Source organism: Pseudomonas sp. stari2, from assembly GCF_040760005.1.
Taxonomy (GTDB): Bacteria; Pseudomonadota; Gammaproteobacteria; order Pseudomonadales; family Pseudomonadaceae; genus Aquipseudomonas.
This window is the reverse complement of record NZ_CP099760.1, coordinates 2,169,075-2,189,204: the sequence shown is the minus strand read 5'-3', so window position 1 is coordinate 2,189,204 and position 20,130 is coordinate 2,169,075. Positions and strand designations below refer to the sequence as shown.

The window sequence follows — 20,130 nt, the reverse complement described above, 5'->3', positions numbered from 1 at the left end:
ACACCGCCCCTCCTTTAACAGAGGGGCGGCGTTTTTATATCGGCAGTTTGATCAGGCCCAATCCAGCGCCGGCAAACCACAGGCACTCGGTGTGAACGCTTTCAACGTACGAAGAATCCCGTCGGCGTGTGCATATTTTTCATCGGCCATGGCGGCATCAGGGATCGCGATGGCGGTCATGCCTGCCGCTTTCGCCGCCGTCACGCCGAATGGCGAATCCTCGAACACCAGGCAATCTTCCGGCGCCACACCGAGGCGGCGAGCCGCCGTGAGGAAAATGTCCGGCGCCGGTTTGGCCGCGCCGACTTCCGGGTCGTCGGCTGTGACAATGAAATCGAACAACGCAAACCAGTCACGGTGCAACGTGGTTTTCTGACCGAACGACTGGCGCGACGAACTGGTGCCGACGGCAATCGGAATGTTGTGCGCCTTGAGATGGCGGATCAGTTCCTCGGCCCCCGGCATCGCTTGTGCGGTGGGAAAACGCTCGCGCATCAGCGGCTCGCGAATCACCAGAAACTCTTCGGCGGTAATCGGCAGATCCAGCGCTTCGACCACATAACGGGCCAGATCGCCGGCACCGCGACCGATGATGTTCTGCTTGATGCTCCAGTCGAAGGTGCGCCCGTAACGCTCGGCAATCAGCGAGGTGACCTCGGTGTAGATGCCCTCGGTGTCAAGCAGCAAACCGTCCATATCGAAAATCACGGCCTTGATCGGGCCGAACGCTTTCATTGGTGCATTCATCATCGGATCCGTTATCAAAAACATCCCAGGCGGCATGAGATACCGCTGCTCGGATCTGATTAAAGGGTTCAGCAGCATAGCGAGCGCGGCCGAGGTTGAGCAACGGGCAATGTCGGTTGTCCGCCGAATGCCCTCTCGCACATTTAGAGAATCCCCCTACAGACATCGCCTACTCGGCTGACTTCTTTCCTGTTTGATCCCCCGCAATGTTTCGCGCCACCCCCTTGATGCGCGCGAGTGACTGCGAATGCTTCCATCCGATCGGCTCCTGTACCTGAACAACAGCATTGGTTTACTCGTAGTCGCTGCGCTGAACCCTGATCAGCCTGACGTCGAAACGCTGTTCCAGGAATTCCGCCTCTGCCTCAACGACTATGAAAGCTGGGCCGAGCAGTTCTGGACAGGAACCGCGCTGGACGTCGATCAAGTATTCAAGGTCGGCAACGATGTCCAGCTCATTGCGCCGATTACCAGCCGAAAACCCATCAGCTCCTCAGTAGCCATGTGTTCTGCGACTGGCTCCCTGACGCTGGTGCACATGTTCGAAGCTGCGCGCTTCGTGCCGATCGGCGATACGCCGGTGGCCCTGGAACCAGTCATTTCCGATGTCGGCGGTGTTCTGGAATTCGGCGAACCGCAGCATTACACCATCGGCCCCAGCGGCATTCTCGAGGTCGACAACTGCGACCGGGGCCAGCGTTATCGCATCACCTTCTTTCCCGATGTTTCTACCGCGCATGTCCAGACGCTGTACGCCTCGTATCAGGGGCTCATCGATGGCCTGGAAAAATGGTTGCGTGAGGAATGGCTCGGATTTCAACCGCAATGGGCCGAGTTTTCCAGCGCGGGTTTCCTGGGGCGTTACGGTCAGTTGCAGCAGGCCGACTGGCGCGGTTTCGAATCCGCCCTGAATAGCGTCTGGGATGACGTGAAACAGCTGTTCGCCCTGCTCGCCGACTGGCAGGCCAACAGCGAAAAGCTTCTGCAGTACCTGTCCGCCGCTGAGCTGGATGCCTTGCTCGAGGCTTCTACCGAGGCCATCGCCAATGGCTTGCTGATGCTCAGCGACGAGCCGTTGCTGTTCATTCATCTGGCGGCCTTCACCAGTTGGCTGAAGATGTTGCCCCCGCAGTATCTGGCCGAGGTGGTGGCCGAAGTCCGGGTCGAATTACTGATCGGTTTCCTGTTGATGCGCGTGTCGGCGGGCATGGGCGTGCCGCTGCGGTTGAGCGCCAAGGTGCTCGGCAAGATCAAGTCGCCGCGTGCCCGGGAATGGCTGGCGGCGTCGGCGTTACGGTTGGCGGAGCTGACTTCGACACCCGATCTGACCCGGCATGCGGGCGCTTTGAAACCGCTGGTGGTCAATGCAGGTCCGGCGCCGTTGCGGCCGACACCGGCGGTTCCGCTGGAGATTCGCACGGCGGATGCGCAGGTGCTGACGGTGCCCAATCCCGCGGCCATTGCGCGTAACAAATCACACGGCACAACGCGAATGGAGCGGCATGAGCCTCGCGACGATGCGTCGGCTCAGGCGAAGAATCCCAACGGCGACAGTGCTGACTGCGTGCCCCGGACCTGCACCAACGGTTGCCCCGTGTCGATGGTCACCGGCGAAGAGTTGCTGACGCTGACTGACGGCGTGCTCGATGGGCTGCTGCCGTTCGAGTTCAGTCGCTTGTATCGCACCAGTGCCGCCGAGATCGATGTCGGGTTGGGGTTTGGCTGGAGCCATTCGCTGGCGCATCGGCTGGAGGTCGAGGGCGATGGCGTGGTCTGGGTTGACCATGAGAACCGGCGCACGCGGTTTCCGTTGCCGAGTGTCGAGCGGCCGGCGATTCACAATAGTCTGTCGCGGGCGGCGATCTTTCTCGGGGATGAGCCGGAGGAGTTGATTGTTGCGCTGGCAGGTGAGGCGGCGCGGTTTTATCACTTTCGGGTTGGGCGTCTGACGGCTGTCAGCGATGCGTACGGCAACCGGCTGCGTATTACGCGGGATCGTCTGGATCGCGTTGAGCGCCTCGACAGCGGGGCTGGTCGTTCCCTGTTGCTGCGTTATGAGCGGGCGCATCTGATCGCGGTCGATTATCAGGTTTTTCGGGAGTCTGCCTGGCGTACCGAACAGACGCTGGCCAGCTACCGCTTCGATGCCCGTCATCGATTGATCGAAGCGACCAACGCCGTCGGCGAGAGCGAGCGTTACGACTACGACGATCAGCACGTCATTCTGCAACGGCAGTTAACGGGTGGCGCGAGCTTCTTCTGGGAGTGGGAGCGTGCCGGCAAGGCGGCGCGGTGCGTGCGGCACTGGGCGTCGTTTTCGCAGATGGATACGCGTTACGTCTGGGATGACGCCGGCAGCGTCACCGTGCATTACGTCGATGGGACTGAGGAAACTTACGTCCACGACGACACCGCGCGGCTGGTGCGTCAGGTTGCCGCCGATGGTGGCGAACAGCTCAAGGCCTACGACACGCAGGGCCGACTGGTCGCCGAGCAGGATGCGCTGGGGGCGATAACCGAGTACCGCTACGACGATGCCGGACGGTTAGTTGCGCTGATTCCGCCGGACGATGCGCCGACGTCCTACGAGTACCGCAATGGTTTCCTGCACAGCCGCTCACGTGGCGATGCGGTGTGGACGTACCGGCGCAATGCGCAGGGGGATATCACCGAGGCGGTCGATCCCGACGGCCATGTCACCCATTACCACTACGACCCGCAGGGGCGGTTGCTGTCGGTCCGCTATCCGGACAGTGGTCGGCATGTGTTCGTGTGGAATGACCTTGGGCAACTGGTCGAGGAAAGTCTGCCAGACGGTGGGATTCGGAAGTTTTCCTACGATGCCTTGGGGCGGCGGATTACTGCGCAGGACGAACATGGCGCGATCACCCGTCATGTGTGGGACGCCGTCGGCCGGCTGATCCAGACCACTTCGCCAAATGGCGCCACCCGCGCCTGGTCCTACAGCGCCTATGGCCAGATCACCGCCGAACGCGATGAGCAGGGGCGGATCACCCGCTACGAGTATGACGACGACCTGCATCTGGTCAGCCGGCGGATCAATCCCGACGGCACGCGGCTGCAATACCGCTACGACCATGCGCAGCTGCTGCTGACGGAGATCGAGAACGAGTCCGGCGAAAAGTACCGGCTGGACTACACGCCCACCGGATTGATCCGACAGGAAACCGGTTTTGACGGGCGACGCACCGCGTACGCCTACGACCGCAACGGCCACCTGCTGGAAAAGACCGAGTTCGGTGACGACGGCTCGACGCTGGTCACCGCTTACCAACGTGATGCTGCCGGACGCCTGCTGCGCAAGACCCTGCCGGACGGAGTCGAGGTCAGCTATCGCTATGACCGTTTGGGCCGCTTGGTCGGCGTGGATGACGGCCAGAATCACCCGCTGGCCTTCGAATACGACCTGCAGGACCGACTGGTACGCGAGCATCAAGGCTGGGGCACCTTGCGTTACACCTACGATGCTTGCGGCCAGCTCAGCCGGATGCGTCTGCCGGACAACAGCAAACTCGACTACCACTACGCCAAGGGCGGCGCGCTGACCGCGATCGACCTCAATGGCGCCTTGCTCACCCGCCACGTCTACCAGAACGGTCGCGAACAGCAGCGCCAGCAGGGTTTGCTGCTCAGCGAATATGCCTACGACGAGCAGGGCCGCTTGCGAGTGCATTCGGTTCATCAACATGACCGAGCACTGTACCTGCGTCACTACAGCTACGCGGTCAACGGCAACCTGGCATCTATCGCCGACAGCCGTCACGGTCAACGCAGTTACTACTACGACGCTCTCGACCGTCTGGCCAGCGTGCGCCACACCCGCGATGATGTGCCGGAAAACTTCGCCCACGACCCGGCCGGTAACCTGTTGCTGCAGGATCGTCCGGGCCCGACACAGATCAAAGGCAATCGCCTGCTGATGCAGGGCGACCGCCATTACGACTACGACGCCTTCGGCAACCTGATCCGCGAACGCCGTGGCCGCGCCCAACAGCTCGTCACTGCATACCGCTACGACAGCCAGCACCGCCTGATCGGCCTGACCCGCCCCGACGGCACCAGCGCGACCTATCAATACGACGCCTTCGGCCGGCGCATCCGCAAAACCGTCGACGGCCAGACCACCGAATTCTTCTGGCAAGGCGATCACCTGATCGCCGAAAGCAGCCAGGAACAGCACCGCAGCTTCATCTACGAACCCGGCACCTTCCGCCCGCTGGCGATGCTCGACGGCCAAGGCCCGAAACGCGCCTGCCCGTTCTACTACCAACTCGACCACCTCGGCACCCCGCAAGAACTGACCGACTACAGCGGCGAGATCGTCTGGTCAGCCAAATACAGCGCCTACGGCAAGGTCACCTCGCTGCAGCTCGCGACCGAGGACTACCTCGACCAGCCGCTGCGCTTTCAGGGGCAGTATTTCGACGCGGAAAGCGGACTGCATTACAACCGGCACCGGTATTACGACCCGGACGTGGGGCGGTATCTGACGCCGGATCCGGTGAAGCTGGCGGGTGGGTTGAATCAGTACCGGTACGTGCCGAATCCGACCGGGTGGGTGGATCCGTTGGGGTTGACGTCCAATTGTCCGCCGCCGAATAAGCCGGGATGTCCGGTGCCGGATGGGGTGGGCGGTTCGATTGTTGACGAAGGTGAACCGCTGACTCCAAAGCCCAAATCTCGACCGGAAAATTTTGGTAGTGATGAAAAGCTTGCCGGGCATTTTGAAAAGCATGGCGCCGAATTCAAGGCGATGACCAACGAGGAGTACTTACTCATCGCACGAGGAGTAGTGAATCAGGGCACGCGTGTGGAGTACTTATACAAAGGAGAGATGCGAGCAGGGTATATCCAATTGATGGGGAATAACCGGAAAGGTGAAGCGAAATTTGCTTTCGTGGGCACCAACACAAATGATGAAATTACGACTCTACACACCAAAAGTGGAAAAGAGTTTTGGCGGACAATCAACGGTAATGCACAAGATAAAACAGTGAGGCCTGCCCATGACTAAGACACACAAAGTATTGGTCGTCGAAATAGACCATTTGGTAGAGGACGCTATTTTGCTGGTTGTTGAGGGCGTTGAGGTCAGATGCTTCGTAGGCTACAGCCCCTCGAAAATTGAGGTCGGAAAAACTTACGAAGCTGAGTTCGAAATGGTGTTGTCTGGTGAGGAATTTGTATCACCTGCACAATGCGAAAAAATGCAGATCAAGATGCTCGGTAGTGGATTCCACTGTGAAGTTTATGGCTACCTGGATGGCGAGGTTTTCCGGTCGTTTGTTGATTTTATGGATCAGGATATCCACTACGAATACCCACATCTGAATGGGCAGTTCGTCAAAATTAACGCGGACAGGATTGACGTCTCGTTTGTTTGATAGCGAATGGCGGGGTTAGACCGCAGCTCACTCCCTTAACTCTCTACATAGAATTTCCAATATTCAACGAAACAAGTGTCCATCACTCATCATCATCAAAATCCTCATACTCAAGCTCCTCCCCCTCACCCTCCCAAAGCGGAACCGTCGCATCATCCATCAACGACCCCGGATCTTCATTCCCCGGATCATTGATAAACGGCAACCCGCTCGGGCCTTTTTCTTCCTTGCCTTCGGTTTCGGGAGTCATGGTGCACCTCGGAAGCTCAACGTGTAGACGTTCGAAAAGTATGGCCGCTAAACGTTCCGGCGCATTACGCCGGAACACAAAAAACCCGGCACAAGGCCGGGTTTCAGTCATTCCGCTTGCTCAGCGGTGACGATATTTGTGTTTGTGCTTGTGGCCGCCACCGGAATGCGATTTTCCACCATCGCCTCCCAGGCTGTTGCCCACTGCACCACCTGCCGCGCCGCCGAGCCCGGCACCGACAGCCGAGCCGGTAGACCCACCGAGGCTGTTGCCCAGCACTGAACCACCCGCCGCGCCAAGACCGCCGCCAATCGCGGCCTCCGTACGATTGCGCTTGTTAGCTCCGACGGCACTGCCAGCCGCGCCACCAACGCCCGCTCCCACTGCGGCGCCGGTGCTGCCGCCGAGTTGTCCGCCGACCACGTTACCCAGCACACCACCCAGACCACCGCCGACCGCCGCGGAACCATCGCCGGCAGCCATGGCGCCTTGCGCCACAAGCAATCCTAAAACCAACGCAGTTAATGTCGATCGCATACAGACCTCGCAGATCCCGGATCGGGACGGTACGCCCGGAAGGGGCTATACGGAATTGGAGGCGAATTCTGGAAAAACGTTCAGCAACGAAAAGGCCCGACATATAGCCGGGCCTTTTCAGACATGCATTCGCAATCAGTGACGCTTGTGACCCTTCGACAGGTTGCTACCCACCGCGCCGCCCGCTGCGCCGCCCAGGCCGGCGCCGATGGTCGCGCCGTTCTTGCCACCCAGGCTGTTGCCGATGATCGAACCGCCTGCCGCGCCAACACCGCCGCCAATGGCCGCTTTGGTACGGGCACCTTTCTTCGCTGCCAAAGCACCGCCAGCCGCGCCAGCCAGGCCAGCGCCGATGGCCGCGCCGCTGCTGCCGCCCATTTTCTGGCCGACCACATTGCCCAGCGCGCCACCCAGGCCACCACCCAGTGCGGCGGTACCATCACCGGCCATTGCACCTTGAGCGACCAGAAGCCCCAGAACCAGAGCAGGCAGAGTTAAACGCATGACGAAAACCTCAAAAGAAGGAAGAAAAAGGGCGCAGATTGAATGCTGTTGCCGCGGCAATGTCCAGTGCCACAGCGCACTTGGCGCCGATTGGACAGCGATTTTGGAAAAGGTTTTATCGCAGACAAAAAAAAAGCCCGCTGGGGAGACGGGCTGGAGACTTGCTTTCTAACGGATGCCTTCACCCTACGTAGACCGGTGTGAAAAGTTTGTGAAAGAAACCGGACGATTCCGCAATTTTCGTAGGACGCTTCTCCAGAAAATCAGCAATCAAAAACCCCGCTCAATGGCGGGGTTCTGTGGCATCCGGATTACTTCCTGGAACGTGTCGTCACCTTGGGCAGAAATTTCGCTTTCGGCCCCTTGGGTGCTGTCGACTTGATCTTGCCGGTCTGCACCGGATCTTCGCCAAAGCCCGCCTGATACTCAGTCTGGCCGCAGCGCACGCAATTGTTGAATGGAAATTCAGCCCCGTCGTCTTCGATGTACGGATCAGTCATCTCTTCACCCCTTTCAAAAGCGGACCGATACCGGCAAGACCCTTTTGCCTGAAAAAATATCGACCTCCAAGGCTTTTGAGACTAGCCGGTCATTCCTGGACTTGTGATTCAGATGGCCCGAAGCCCGACGAATGGCCTACAGAAATTAAACACAATGTTCACACCGCTGGTCCTACGGAGCTAAAGATTGCCAACCACAGGCCGTTGCCCTTTTTCCTACGCAATGAATCTCAAGGAGAGAACATGGAAATCAAAGGATTCCCACCGATGCCTGTTGTAAAGCTCACGGACGAGCAGATCGCCGCCGCTAAAGCCGCGGCGGAAAAATTCAAGGAGAAGGTCGCCTCGGGTGAAATCGTCATCAAGCCGCTGGACGGACCAAGTCCAGTACAGCCTGGCAAACCTGGCGTCATCTACTATCCAGACCCGGTTCAGCCTGGCCAGTCCACTGGCACTCCACTCGTCGCGATCGACACCCCGCTGACCTACGACTCGAAAGGCACCATCCTGCTCAAACCGCAGGGCTGATCGATGGTAAAGAGCCCATTCCTTTGAATGGGCTCACACGCAGCAAACCAATACTCAGCGCAGCTTGACCGCCGTGCCAGTCGCAAACACCACAACCATGCCGCCCTTCCCCGCTGGCATGCTGATCTCGAAATCCACCCCAACCAACGCGTCCGCCTGCAAGGCACGTGCTCGCTCCTTGATCTCATCAGTCGCCTGAATACGAGCCTCTTTCAACGCGCGCTCCAGGGTCTGCGAACGCCCACCGAAAAAGTCCCGCATGCCGGCAAACATATCGCGAATAACATTCACGCCCTGTACCGACTCAGCGCTGACAATATCGATATACGCCGTAATTTGCCGACCTTCGACACCTGAAGTTGTTGTAACAATCATAAAAACAAGCCTTGGCAGAAAGTGAGGTCGACAATGGTAAGCCACCCCTACATCATTGCCCTAATATGAAAATGGGCGACCCAGTGGGGCCGCCCATTCAAATGTACAATTTTGCACTTTCCCTGATAGTTCAGATAGGGCTACCCGAGCTATCCAGCCCCCAGCTTTCAGCCTTGTTCACAACCTCTTGCAAACACTCTGCAATAGACTTCTGACTGGCATCAAGAACCAATGAAGGAGCGATAGGTTCTTCATACGCTGCACTGATCCCTGTGAACTCGGGTATTAGTCCCGCCCGGGCTTTACGATACAAACCTTTTGGATCCAGGCTTTCACATACATTTAAAGGGGTATTTAAATAGACTTCGATAAAATTTTCTTCGCCGATGATCACTTTGGCCTGCTCTCTCTGCAACCGACAAGGAGAAATGCAGGCAACGAGGACAATCACCCCCGCCTCGTTCATCAATCGAGCAACTTCAGCGATACGACGAATATTTTCCGAACGATCCTCGGGCGAAAACCCCAGTCCTTTACAAAGCCCGTGGCGGACATTATCCCCGTCCAGTACAAAAGCATGCCTTCCACTGTCGACCAACAGCTTCTCCATGGAGAAAGCCAATGTCGACTTGCCGGCACCACTCAATCCGGTAAACCAAAGGGTGTAAGGTTTCTGCGAAAAAAGCCGGTTACGGTCTGCCGCCGTTACCTGCGGCGTTTGCAACGACAGATTTCCACTGGAATCTTTTGTTATTTTAGTCACGCCAATACCTCATCTCGAGTGGAGTCTGAGCTCAAGCTTCAAGATCGTCGTTATTCAGAAAAACGATTGATGGTAGAACCAATCCAGCGCACGCCCAGTGAACCATTCAGGTATGGCAACTTGCTCGGGTCCACGCTGATCAACAGTTCCTTGTTCAAATAAAGCTCAAGACCACGCTCGCTCGCCACAACGTTCAGGTCTCCACTGAACGGTAGACCCGTCACCGAGATATCCGCCTCCGGAGCCCATTGAGTCCCGTCATGCGTCCACATCACCAACCTCGCTCCATCGGCTTTATGAGGCTGAATCACCAAGGCATTCATATCGGTGTCATCACCGGTGCCTTGATAAACGACGGCTGCTACATGAGAGTCCGGCAGCGCGGGATCAATCGAATAACCGAACGACATGCTGCGCTCAGGACCGTCTGAAACCTCACGCTGTTTCAACAGACACAAGCTATCGGGCGCCGCAATTTTTTCGCCTGTTTCCAATTGTTTGTGGGAACCAAAAACACTTTCCCATGCCACCCAGGCCTTTTGATTTTTATAACTGATATGAAAATTCGCCAAGCGCTCTTCGGCGTTGCGTCGGAACAGATCTTTTTCGAGTAGTTCCGGGGTGCCTGCAAACACATGACCATGGTGTGCAAAATCCCTGGCATTCAACAATCTGACCTCATTTACCGCCCCATAAGGGCCCAGGCACAGATAGTCCAGCGGCTTGTAGGTATCACGCTCCAACACCCACAATCCACTCATTGAACTGCGGCGGGATTCGCGTCCTGTCATTTGACTTTCGCCAACCAACACCACGTCGGACGACACCGCAAGTCCTCGGGCATATATCGAGCTGCCGGCGTGCCAGATGACATCGTTGGTATCCAGATCGACCAGCGAACCGATGGAGCTGTGACAGGCGATTTTTTGACCTTCGTCCGACACCCATACGTTATGCAGCCCTGTGCGCTGATCGATAGGGTCAAGACTGACCAGCTCCAGCTCAGGATAAGTCAGGACTGCGAGCAACGAACCGTTGTGGTGTCCATGGGCGATGACATAGAGATGTCCGTCTTTCTCGAATACTGAATTGAGGTGATCACCCGTGATCTCCTGCAATGACAGTCGATCCCAGCGCACGCTGGTCAGTCGTTTCTCCTGAAAGTGCCCCGGTTTTTCCAGGTCGACTACCGAGATGGCGTTTCTTCCGGTGTTGGTACAAATAATACGTCCGTCGGAAGCGCAAAGAATCTGGTGGGGCTGGGACAGGAAAGGTTCTGAGTGAAAAGAACCTCGGGAAAGAAAACCAACTTCAGAGTTTGCATAAGTCTGAATATCGACAAGCTTCAGATTATCCAGCCCCGAATGAGATAAAACGAGGTCTTTGCCTTCTGGGAACCACGTCACACCATAATATTCAGGGCGGTCGCTCTCAATGGGCGTAACTTTTCTGGAGTGCAAATCAACGAGAAGCAAATATCCGGTTGTAGCGACAACTGCAAACAATTTATCCAACTTGTTACACCTCAAGCTACTTACTCGGCTCAGAAACATCTACAGGAAGCGGAGAGCCACCGCACGGAATTTTAACTGTTCAGTTCAAAAAAACTCAATAAATGCCGACGAAGCGAAATGTTCACTACGTCACGCTTGGGATATTCATCGGCCAACGAGCTCATTTCATGACGTGCACGCAAAAAAAACCCCCGATTTTTTTCAAAATCAGGGGTTTTCTATGCTTAATTTGGCGGTGAAGGAGAGATTCGAACTCTCGATACAGTTTCCTGTATACACACTTTCCAGGCGTGCTCCTTAAGCCACTCGGACACTTCACCGTATCTCTTCAAACATGTTCTGTCTGTCGAGGCGCGCTAATGTAGTCGAAAGCTTTTCTGATGGCAAACTTTTTTTCAGAATTTTCATGCGGTTAAGAGAAAAAGTCGTTTCCGCTGTCGATGGACCCTGGCGATCCGGCCAATCTTGGGTGGGCGCGGCCCTTCTATATAGGCATGCAGGCGTTTGTCGTGGGGCATGTTGCGGCGGATCAGCCGCTCGAGGGTGACCGGCGGGTCAGTCACAGTGCTTTACCTGACCGGCGGCGGTGGGTAACGTCTGCCCATCTTTCTTATAAGGAATTGCGCCATGAGCGACCTGATTGCCTACCACCTCGAAGACGGTATCGCGACCCTGACCCTGAGCAACGGCAAGGTCAACGCCATTTCCCCGGACGTGATCGCGGCCTTCAACGCGGCGCTGGATCAGGCGGTGGCAGATCGTGCAATCGTGATCATTACCGGCCAGCCGGGCATTCTCTCGGGCGGCTACGATTTGAAAGTGATGACCGCCGGCCCCAAAGAAGCCGTGTCCCTGGTAACCGCCGGTTCGACCCTCGCCCGTCGTTTGCTGTCGCACCCGTTCCCGGTGATCGTGGCCTGCCCGGGTCATGCCGTGGCCAAAGGTGCGTTCATTCTGTTGTCTGCCGATTACCGGATCGGTGTCGATGGCCCGTTCAGCATTGGTCTGAACGAAGTGCAGATCGGCATGACCATGCACCACGCCGGCATCGAGCTGGCCCGTGATCGCCTGCGTCGCTCGGCCTTCCACCGTTCGGTGATCAACGGCGAGATGTTCGATCCGCAAAGCGCTGTGGATGCCGGTTTCCTCGACAAGGTGGTTTCTGCCGAAGAACTGCAAGGTGCCGCCCTCGCCGCCGCGCGTCAGTTGAAGAAGATCAACATGACCGCACACAAGAACACCAAGCTCAAAGTACGCAAGGCGCTTCTGGAAACCCTGGATAACGCGATCATTCAGGATCAGGAACACCTGGGCTGAATCCTGTTCTCTGCGATACAGTAAAGCCCGACCATCGTGTCGGGCTTTTTCTTGCGCGCAAGGTTTAAATCTCTGCGGCAGCTCTAGGACGCCTCTGACCGACAAGTCGGAAACATGCGCTTAAACATCGCCCATCTCCTGACTCTATAGCGGCAATTGCCGAAAACAGTGCACATCCGTACACTGCGCCACCTTTTGTCCCGGTGGGCCTGAAAATGCTGTTCGTGTTTCGTATGTTATTGATGGGCCTGCACTTTATGCTGGCGGGTGTGCTCGGGGTGATTCTCGGGCTTTGCCGGCCATTCAATCCGGACAACAGTCGTCTGTGCGCCCGTCTCTATGCCCTGCCGGCGATGTGCATTCTGCGCCTGCGAGTGAAGGCCGACGTCGGTCAGCTGATGAACAAGCCCGACAGCTGCGTGATCATCGCCAACCACCAGTCCAACTATGACCTGTTCGTGTTCGGCAACGTGGTGCCGCGACGTACCGTGTGCATCGGCAAAAAAAGCCTGAAATGGGTGCCGCTGTTTGGCCAGTTGTTCTGGCTGGCGGGAAATGTGTTGATCGATCGCGGGAACGCGCACAAGGCGCGTCAGTCGATGCTGACGACCACCGACACCTTACAGCACAAAGACACCTCGATCTGGGTTTTCCCGGAAGGCACGCGCAACCTGGGTGAAGAACTGTTGCCGTTTAAAAAAGGTGCGTTCCAGATGGCCATCGCCGCCGGTGTGCCGATCGTTCCAGTCTGCGTCAGCAGCTACATCAAGCACATGCGCCTGAACCGCTGGCGCAGCAGGAAAATTCTCATACGCTCGCTGCCGGCAATTCCTACCGCCGGCCTGACCATGGACGACATGCCCATGCTCATCAGCCAGTGCCGCGAGCAGATGCGCGAATGCATCAATGCGATGGATCGGCAGCTTCAAGCTGCATGAAGAAAACCCGCCTTGTGCGGGTTTTCTTTTGCCCGGTGAACTGTGCAGATTTCACTGACTCTCAAGCAGCGACACGGCTAAGCTGAAGCCATGCCTCCCCTGCCATCTGCCAAGAAGAAGTGAACCACCACCATGGGTCGAGTTGTTGCTGCTGCGGTTTACAGCGCCGGTAAGAAAGTCACCAATATTTCCCTCGATGAAGGCGCCGCCTGGGCCGCCAAGACCGGGCACTTTGTCTGGATCGGCCTCGAAGAGCCGAACGCCCAGGAGCTGGCCAACCTGCAACGCCAGTTCAACCTGCATGAACTGGCCATCGAGGACGCCCTGGAAAAACACAGTCGTCCGAAACTGGAAACCTTCGGCGACGCCCTGTTTATCGTCACTTACTCTCCCGTGCGCCAGCACGGGATTTTGCAGTTCATCGAAACTCATATCTTCGCCGGCAAGGGCTACATCATCACTGCGCGCAATGGCCATTCGGCGTCCTACGCGCATGTCCGTCAGCGCTGTGAGGCGCGGCCGCTGTTGCTGGAACACGGGGAAGATTTCGTACTGTATGCGCTGCTGGATTTCGTCATCGAAAACTATCAGCCGGTAGGTGAAGCGATCCACGCCGAGATCGATGAACTGGAGCGCAACGTGTTGTGCAGCGCGCTGAATGAGCACGACATCCAGAAGCTTCATGGCCTGCGCCGTGACGTGCTGCGCTTGCGTCGATACGCGGCGCCGATGGTGGAAATCGGCGAAGAATTGCAGAAGTTGAGCTTCCCCTTCATCGACAAGAACATGCGCCCTTACTTCCGCGATGTGCAGATCCATGTCACGCGGCAGATGGAAGACCTGACCACGCTGGCCGACATTGCGAGCCAGACCATCGAGATCGGTGTACTGCTGGAAGCGTCACGGCAAAGCGTGGTGCAGCGCAAGTTTGCGGCTTGGGCGGCGATTCTGGCATTCCCGACAGCGGTCGCCGGGATCTACGGGATGAACTTCCAGAACATGCCGGAGCTGAGCTGGCATTACGGCTATTTCGCCGTGCTGGGCTTTATCACCGTGGGTTGCGTGGGGCTGTGGGCGAGCTTCAAGAAATCAGGCTGGCTGTAAGGAAAAAAGCCCCCGTGCAGGATGCGGGGGCTTACGGATTCAAGCCGCGTCTGGCTTGTGCGCCACGAAACGCATCATCCATTCCGCCACCGTGGTGCCGTGGTGATCGTTCTCAAGGCTGGCCACGCCCTTGCTGTAGATCTGTTCGCCCAACGCTTCCTGACGCAAATCCAGCAGCGCCCGCGAGTAATCGTGAATGAATTCCGGATGCCCCTGGAAGCAAAGCACCTGATCGTTGATGTGATACGCGGCGAACGGGCAGAAATCGCTGGAAGCAATCACCGTGGCGTTCTCCGGCAGCGCCGTGACCTGATCCTGGTGACTGATCAACAGGGTCAGCTCTTCACGCACCGGGCTCATCCACGGCGCCTTGGCCGCGAGTTTGTAGTTGTGGGTACCGACGCCCCAACCCTGGATCGCGCGCTCGCTCTTGCCGCCCAGCAGCAGCGCCAGCAGTTGATGGCCAAAGCACACACCGAGCAGTTTGTCGCCACGCTCATAACGGGTCAGCAGGTACTGCTTGAGGGTCTGGATCCACGGGTCGGTACCGAACGAGTCGGCTTTGCTGCCCGTGACCAGATACGCATCGAACGTCAGGTCATCACTCGGATAGTCGCCCTGCATCACGTTGTACACCGTGAATTCGGCGGCGATCGGTTGTTGCGAGAACAGGCGCTGGAACATCTGCCCGTAACCCTGATATTGATCGACCAGTTCCGGACGCAGGATGTCGGTTTCCAGAATGCAGATGCGTAGCGACATAAAAAATACCTGACACGTGATGGGAATAATGCACACCCCAGAGCCTGCCTTGAAACCACCCGGCAAGGCAAGCCCTGAAATGCGTCCCCAACCCGTTAGAACAACTCGCCTTTCGCTGCCTTTTCCAGCAACAAGGCTGGCGGCGCGAAACGTTCGCCGTATTGCTCAGCCAGGTACTGCGCCCGCGCGACAAAGTCCTTCACGCCATATTGATTGATGAACTGCAACGCGCCGCCCGTCCATGCCGCGAAGCCGATGCCGAAGATCGAGCCGACGTTGGCGTCCGCCGTCGACGCCAGTACTCCCTCCTCCACACAGCGCACGGTTTCGATGGCCTGCACGAACAGCAACCGATCACGCACATCCTTCGGCGAAATCTGCCCGTCGGCTTTTTCGAAACGGGTTTTCAGTTCGGGCCACAGATGCTTCTGACCTCCCGCCGGGTAATCGTAAAAACCGCCTCCCGCTGCCTTGCCCGGCCGCTTGTATTCGTTGAGCAACAAGTCAATCACGGCGAACGCCGGGTGCTCAATCAGCGGTTTCCCTTCCGCTTGCAGGTCTTTGGCCGTTTGCTGACGGATATGGCTCATCAGGCTGAGGGAAACTTCGTCAGAGATCGCCAGAGGCCCGATGGGCATGCCGGCCTTGCGTGCTTCGGTCTCGATCATCGGGGCGCTGACGCCCTCACCCAGCATCGCGATGCCTTCGTTGGTGAAAGTGCCGAACACCCGCGAGGTGAAGAAGCCACGACTGTCGTTGACCACAATCGGCGTTTTCTTGATTTGCAGGACGAAATCGAACCCGCGCGCGAGGGTTTCGTCGCTGGTTTGCGCGCCTTTGATGATTTCTACCAACGGCATTTTTTCCACCGGACTGAAGAAGTGCAGGCCGATGAACTTGCTCTGATCCGGCACCGCAGCCGCCAGGCCGGTGATGGGCAAGGTCGAAGTATTGGAGGCAATCACCGCGTCGGCACCGACCACTTGCTGCGCCGCTGCCGAGACTTTGGCCTTGAGCTGACGATCCTCGAACACCGCCTCAATGATCAAATCGCAACCCGCCAGATCGGCATCGCGTTCAGTCGTCTGGATGCGCGCCAGCACCGCTTCACGCTGCTGTGCAGACATTTGCCCGCGAGCGACTTTCTTGTCCAGCAGTGCCGCCGAATGCGCCTTGCCCTTTTCGGCGGCGGCAAGATTGATGTCCTTGAGCACCACATCGATTCCAGCCGAGGCGCTGACATAGGCGATGCCGGCGCCCATCATGCCCGCGCCGAGGACGCCCACACGCTTCGTCACATAAGGTGCAAAACCCTGCGGACGCGAACCGCCGGCATTGATTTCATTGAGCTGGAACCAGAAGGTGCCGATCAGGTTCTTCGAGATCTGGCCCGTGGTCAGTTCAGTGAAGTAACGGGTCTCGATCAGGTGCGCGGTGTCGAAATCCACCTGCGCGCCTTCCACCGCGGCGCACAGAATCTTCTCCGGCGCCGGCAGCGTGCCCTGGGTTTTGCTGCGCAGGATCGACGGCGCAATCGCCAGCATCTGCGCGACTTTCGGGTTCGACGGCGTACCGCCGGGAATCTGATAGCCCTTCACATCCCAACGCTGCACCGCCGCAGGGTTGGCCAAAATCCAGGCCCGGGCCTTGGCCAGCAATTCATCGCGATCCGCCGCCAGCTCATCGATCAAACCTGCCTGCAATGCCTGTTGCGGACGGACCTTCTTGCCTTCGAGCAGATATGGCAGAGCCTTTTCAATACCGAGCATGCGCACCATCCGCACCACTCCGCCGCCGCCCGGCAGCAGCCCGAGGGTCACTTCCGGCAATCCGAGTTGCACCGACGCATCGTCCAGCGCCACGCGGTGGTGGCAGGCCAGGCAGATTTCCCAGCCTCCGCCGAGCGCCGCGCCGTTGATCGCCGCGACCACCGGTTTGCCGAGGGTTTCCAGGGTGCGCAACTGACCCTTGAGAGTCAGCACCATGTCGTAGAAAGCCTTGGCTTCGGGCTTGCCGACCTTGATCAGTTCATTCAGGTCGCCGCCGGCGAAGAAGGTTTTCTTGGCCGAGGTGATGACCACCCCGACGATGTCATCTTTTTCCGCCTGCAATCGGGCGACGCTGTCGGCCATGGCCTCGCGGTACACCGCGTTCATGGTGTTGGCGCTCTGGCCCGGCATGTCGATGGTCAGGAGAACGATGCCGTCCTGGCCTTTTTCGTAACGAATGGCTTGGGTCATGACAGTTTTCCTTGGGGTCAGAGGCGTTCGATGATGGTGGCGATGCCCATGCCACCGCCAACGCACAGCGTCGCGAGGCCGTAGCGCAGGCGCCGGGCTTCCAGTTCATCGAGCAAGGTGCCGAGGATCGCGCAACCGGTGGCGCCCAGCGGGTGGCCCATGGCGATCGAGCCGCCATTGACGTTGACCTTGTCCGGGTCGACGGCCATGTCTTTGATGAATTTCAGCACCACCGAGGCGAACGCCTCGTTGACCTCGAACAGGTCGATGTCCTCCACCCGCAGCCCGGCCTTGGCCAACGCCTTGCGAGTGGCCGGCGCGGGGCCGGTGAGCATGATGGTCGGGTCGGTACTGGTGACCGCCGTGGCTACGATTCGCGCCCGGGGTTGCAGGCCCAACTCGCGCCCCTTGGCTTCGGAGCCGATCAACATCAGCGCCGCGCCATCAACGATCCCCGAACTGTTACCGGGCGTGTGCACATGATTGATGCGCTCGACATGGCTGTAGACCCGCAGCGCCGTGGCGTCGAAGCCCATCTGGCCGATCATCTCGAAGCTCGGCTTGAGCTTGCCCAGGCCTTCAAGGGTCGACTCGGCACGAATGAATTCATCGTGATCGAGCAGGATGATGCCGTTCTGGTCCTGCACCGGCACCAACGATTTGTTGAACGAACCGTCGGCCCGGGCCCGGGCGGCCTTCTGTTGCGAATGCAGCGCATAGGCATCGACGTCTTGACGGCTGAAACCTTCAAGTGTGGCGATCAGATCCGCGCCGACGCCTTGCGGTGTGAAATGGCTGTGCAAATTGGTTTGCGGATCCAGCGCCCAAGCGCCACCGTCGCTACCCATCGGCACGCGGGACATGGATTCGACACCGCCGACCACCACCAGGTCTTCGAACCCGGAGCGCACTTTCATCGCCCCCAGGTTCACCGCTTCCAGCCCCGAGGCGCAGAAGCGGTTGATCTGCACGCCCGCGACGCTGACATCCCAATCGGCCACCTGCACCGCGGTCTTGGCGATGTCCGAGCCCTGATCGCCAATCGGCGTGACACAACCGAGCACGACGTCATCGACTTGGCTGGTGTCCAGTTCGGTACGAACCTGCAAAGCGGTCAAGAGCCCGGCCACCAGGTTCACCGGTTTGACGCTGTGCAGCGAACCGTCGGCCTTGCCCTTGCCACGGGGCGTGCGTAACGCGTCGAAAATCAAAGCTTGGGTCATGGCGTTCTCGAACCTGTGCGGTGAGTGAATTTCGTGCCTCCACTCTTGGCCGGGACGGTCACGGATTCAATGACCACAGCGCTCAATGACGTTGACGCGCACGCTCAGACGGACGGTCATTACCGGCCAGGTTAACCGGTTCAGGTCACCGAGCTGTCTAGCAAAAGGGCGGCAAAGAAGCTGGCAATGGGCCTCATGCCTTTTTAATCGCGACTGGTAGCAAATACATATGAAATGGATCTAAGCCAAGCGTGACGCGGGCCCTAAGGTGAACATGTACGTCTTTGTCGTCGGGTTTTGCCGAGGCAGGCGTTCTTCAACAGGAAGTGCAGCGCTTGCCATCATGGACATGCAGGCAAGCATCAGGAAATAACAAAAAAGGCGGTCTAGCCATGTTCAAACAACCGAAAGTTCGTCAAGCAGGGCTCATTCTTTTCGCCACGACGCTGTTGTTGATTCTGCCGAATCTGACCAAGGTCATCGGCTGATTCAAGCGGCAGGTATAGTTCATCGCCACTGAAAATGTGACTGGCCCGCTACCCGGGCCAGCGTGGCTGTGCCAATCTCTGCGCACTTCCACGACATGGACGGCGATCACTTGAAAACGCTCATTATGTTCGGGGCCATGCTGCTGAGCTTGCCCCTGTCTGCCGCACAGTTGAATTTGGAGCTGGGCGAGAACAACCGCATCTGGCAGACCGAGGAATTGCTCAAGCATCCTCAGGTACAAACCCTCACGATCAAGAATGATGTGTCCTACAAGAAGGACATGACTTATCGCGCCGTGCCGATGGCCGCGCTGCTGCCCGGCATCAAACCGGACGATCACCTGCAAGCCGTAGCGCTGGACGGTTTTGCCGCTGAGCTGTCCGCCGCGCCGCTACTGAACAACAAGGGTTCGCGCGCCTGGCTGGCCATCGAAGATCCGGCACAGCCCTGGCCGCCGCTGTCGGAGGGCAAGCACAGCGCCGGGCCGTTCTATCTGGTGTGGACCGATCCGCAGGCCGGCAATATCAGTCCGGAACAATGGCCATTTGAAGTCGCGAGCATCAAGCGCATGGCGCCAGTGGCCGAGCGCTTCCCTGCCCTGCTGCCGGATCCTGCGCTGAAGGCCGATGATCCGGTGAATCAAGGTTTCGCGCTATTCCAGAAGAACTGCCTGGCCTGCCATCGCCTCAATGGTGCGGGCGATGCGCAATTCGGGCCGGACCTGAATATTCCATACAACCCGACCGAATACTTCGGCGCGGACTTCCTCAAGCGCTACATCCGCGATCCACAGAGTCTGCGCCAGTGGCCACAGGCGAAGATGCCGGGGTTTTCCGCCGAGGTGTTACCGGACGCGGATCTGCAGAAACTGGTGGGGTACTTACAGCACATGGCCGGGCGCAAGGTTGCGCCCGCCAAGTAAACCGACAACATC

Annotated in this window: 18 protein-coding genes and 1 tRNA gene; 7 read left to right on the top strand and 12 right to left on the bottom strand. The window is 58.2% G+C overall.

All coding sequences use genetic code 11. The features are described 5' to 3' along the window. Positions 1–51 precede the first annotated feature (51 nt). Positions 52–747, bottom strand: a complete 696-nt coding sequence (locus NH234_RS10125) for an HAD-IA family hydrolase (protein ID WP_085732375.1) — start codon at positions 745–747, stop codon at positions 52–54. A gap of 247 nt (positions 748–994) precedes the next feature. On the opposite strand from NH234_RS10125, the gene NH234_RS10120 reads away from it, so the two are divergent. Next, entirely contained in the window at positions 995–5,782 is a 4,788-nt protein-coding gene (locus NH234_RS10120) for an RHS repeat-associated core domain-containing protein (RefSeq protein ID WP_367256410.1), read from the top strand. After that, positions 5,775–6,152 (top strand): hypothetical protein, encoded by a 378-nt coding sequence (locus tag NH234_RS10115; RefSeq protein WP_367256409.1) that lies wholly within the window; start codon positions 5,775–5,777, stop codon positions 6,150–6,152. The genes NH234_RS10120 and NH234_RS10115 overlap by 8 nt, the downstream gene beginning before the upstream one ends. Positions 6,153–6,234: 82 nt before the next feature. On the opposite strand, the gene NH234_RS10110 is transcribed toward NH234_RS10115, so the two are convergent. The 4 genes from NH234_RS10110 to NH234_RS10095 form a co-directional block, all read right to left on the bottom strand. Next, positions 6,235–6,402, bottom strand: coding sequence for a hypothetical protein (locus NH234_RS10110; protein WP_167443766.1), 168 nt, complete (start codon positions 6,400–6,402; stop codon positions 6,235–6,237). Between the two features lie 120 nt (positions 6,403–6,522). Further along, a complete protein-coding gene (locus NH234_RS10105) occupies positions 6,523–6,939 on the bottom strand; it encodes a hypothetical protein (protein WP_085732371.1) in 417 nt (138 codons plus the stop codon). Positions 6,940–7,074: 135 nt separating this feature from the next. Next, entirely contained in the window at positions 7,075–7,443 is a 369-nt protein-coding gene (locus tag NH234_RS10100; protein ID WP_085710666.1) for a bacteriocin, read from the bottom strand. Between the two features lie 311 nt (positions 7,444–7,754). Next, positions 7,755–7,943, bottom strand: a complete 189-nt coding sequence (locus NH234_RS10095; protein WP_085701198.1) for a hypothetical protein — start codon at positions 7,941–7,943, stop codon at positions 7,755–7,757. A 243-nt stretch (positions 7,944–8,186) separates the two neighbouring features. Between NH234_RS10095 and NH234_RS10090 the strand changes: the two genes are divergently transcribed. After that, complete coding sequence (locus NH234_RS10090; protein WP_367256408.1) at positions 8,187–8,471, top strand: hypothetical protein; 285 nt, start codon at positions 8,187–8,189, stop codon at positions 8,469–8,471. Between the two features lie 54 nt (positions 8,472–8,525). Here the strand turns inward: NH234_RS10090 and NH234_RS10085 are convergent, their stop codons facing one another. From NH234_RS10085 to NH234_RS10070, 4 genes are all read right to left on the bottom strand, one after another. Beyond that, positions 8,526–8,846 carry a YbjQ family protein gene (locus tag NH234_RS10085; protein WP_085732369.1) on the bottom strand — a complete coding sequence of 107 codons (321 nt, stop codon included), beginning with the start codon at positions 8,844–8,846 and terminating at the stop codon, positions 8,526–8,528. A gap of 130 nt (positions 8,847–8,976) precedes the next feature. Next, positions 8,977–9,609, bottom strand: a complete 633-nt coding sequence (gene cysC, locus NH234_RS10080; protein ID WP_256576026.1) for an adenylyl-sulfate kinase — start codon at positions 9,607–9,609, stop codon at positions 8,977–8,979. 50 nt (positions 9,610–9,659) lie between these two features. Beyond that, positions 9,660–11,123, bottom strand: coding sequence for a hypothetical protein (locus NH234_RS10075; protein ID WP_139831734.1), 1,464 nt, complete (start codon positions 11,121–11,123; stop codon positions 9,660–9,662). A 230-nt stretch (positions 11,124–11,353) separates the two neighbouring features. Next, positions 11,354–11,443: transfer RNA gene (locus tag NH234_RS10070), tRNA-Ser, on the bottom strand. Positions 11,444–11,750: 307 nt separating this feature from the next. Here NH234_RS10070 and NH234_RS10065 point away from each other — a divergent pair. The 3 genes from NH234_RS10065 (at position 11,751) to NH234_RS10055 (ending at position 14,482) form a co-directional block, all read left to right on the top strand. Further along, positions 11,751–12,440, top strand: a complete 690-nt coding sequence (locus tag NH234_RS10065; RefSeq protein ID WP_085732367.1) for a crotonase/enoyl-CoA hydratase family protein — start codon at positions 11,751–11,753, stop codon at positions 12,438–12,440. 215 nt (positions 12,441–12,655) lie between these two features. Next, positions 12,656–13,378 carry a 1-acylglycerol-3-phosphate O-acyltransferase gene (locus tag NH234_RS10060; RefSeq protein WP_367256407.1) on the top strand — a complete coding sequence of 241 codons (723 nt, stop codon included), beginning with the start codon at positions 12,656–12,658 and terminating at the stop codon, positions 13,376–13,378. A gap of 132 nt (positions 13,379–13,510) precedes the next feature. Further along, a complete protein-coding gene (locus NH234_RS10055) occupies positions 13,511–14,482 on the top strand; it encodes a magnesium and cobalt transport protein CorA (RefSeq protein WP_085732365.1) in 972 nt (323 codons plus the stop codon). Between the two features lie 39 nt (positions 14,483–14,521). On the opposite strand, the gene NH234_RS10050 is transcribed toward NH234_RS10055, so the two are convergent. The 3 genes from NH234_RS10050 to NH234_RS10040 form a co-directional block, all read right to left on the bottom strand. After that, positions 14,522–15,244 (bottom strand): amidotransferase, encoded by a 723-nt coding sequence (locus NH234_RS10050; RefSeq protein WP_367256406.1) that lies wholly within the window; start codon positions 15,242–15,244, stop codon positions 14,522–14,524. Between the two features lie 95 nt (positions 15,245–15,339). Further along, entirely contained in the window at positions 15,340–17,484 is a 2,145-nt protein-coding gene (locus NH234_RS10045; RefSeq protein WP_367256405.1) for a 3-hydroxyacyl-CoA dehydrogenase NAD-binding domain-containing protein, read from the bottom strand. 17 nt (positions 17,485–17,501) lie between these two features. After that, positions 17,502–18,707, bottom strand: coding sequence for an acetyl-CoA C-acetyltransferase (locus tag NH234_RS10040; RefSeq protein ID WP_367256404.1), 1,206 nt, complete (start codon positions 18,705–18,707; stop codon positions 17,502–17,504). A gap of 583 nt (positions 18,708–19,290) precedes the next feature. Here NH234_RS10040 and NH234_RS10035 point away from each other — a divergent pair. Beyond that, the gene (locus NH234_RS10035; protein ID WP_085732361.1) at positions 19,291–20,118 is read left to right on the top strand and encodes a cytochrome c; all 828 of its coding nucleotides are present in this window, start codon (positions 19,291–19,293) and stop codon (positions 20,116–20,118) included. The last annotated feature ends 12 nt before the right edge of the window (positions 20,119–20,130 follow it).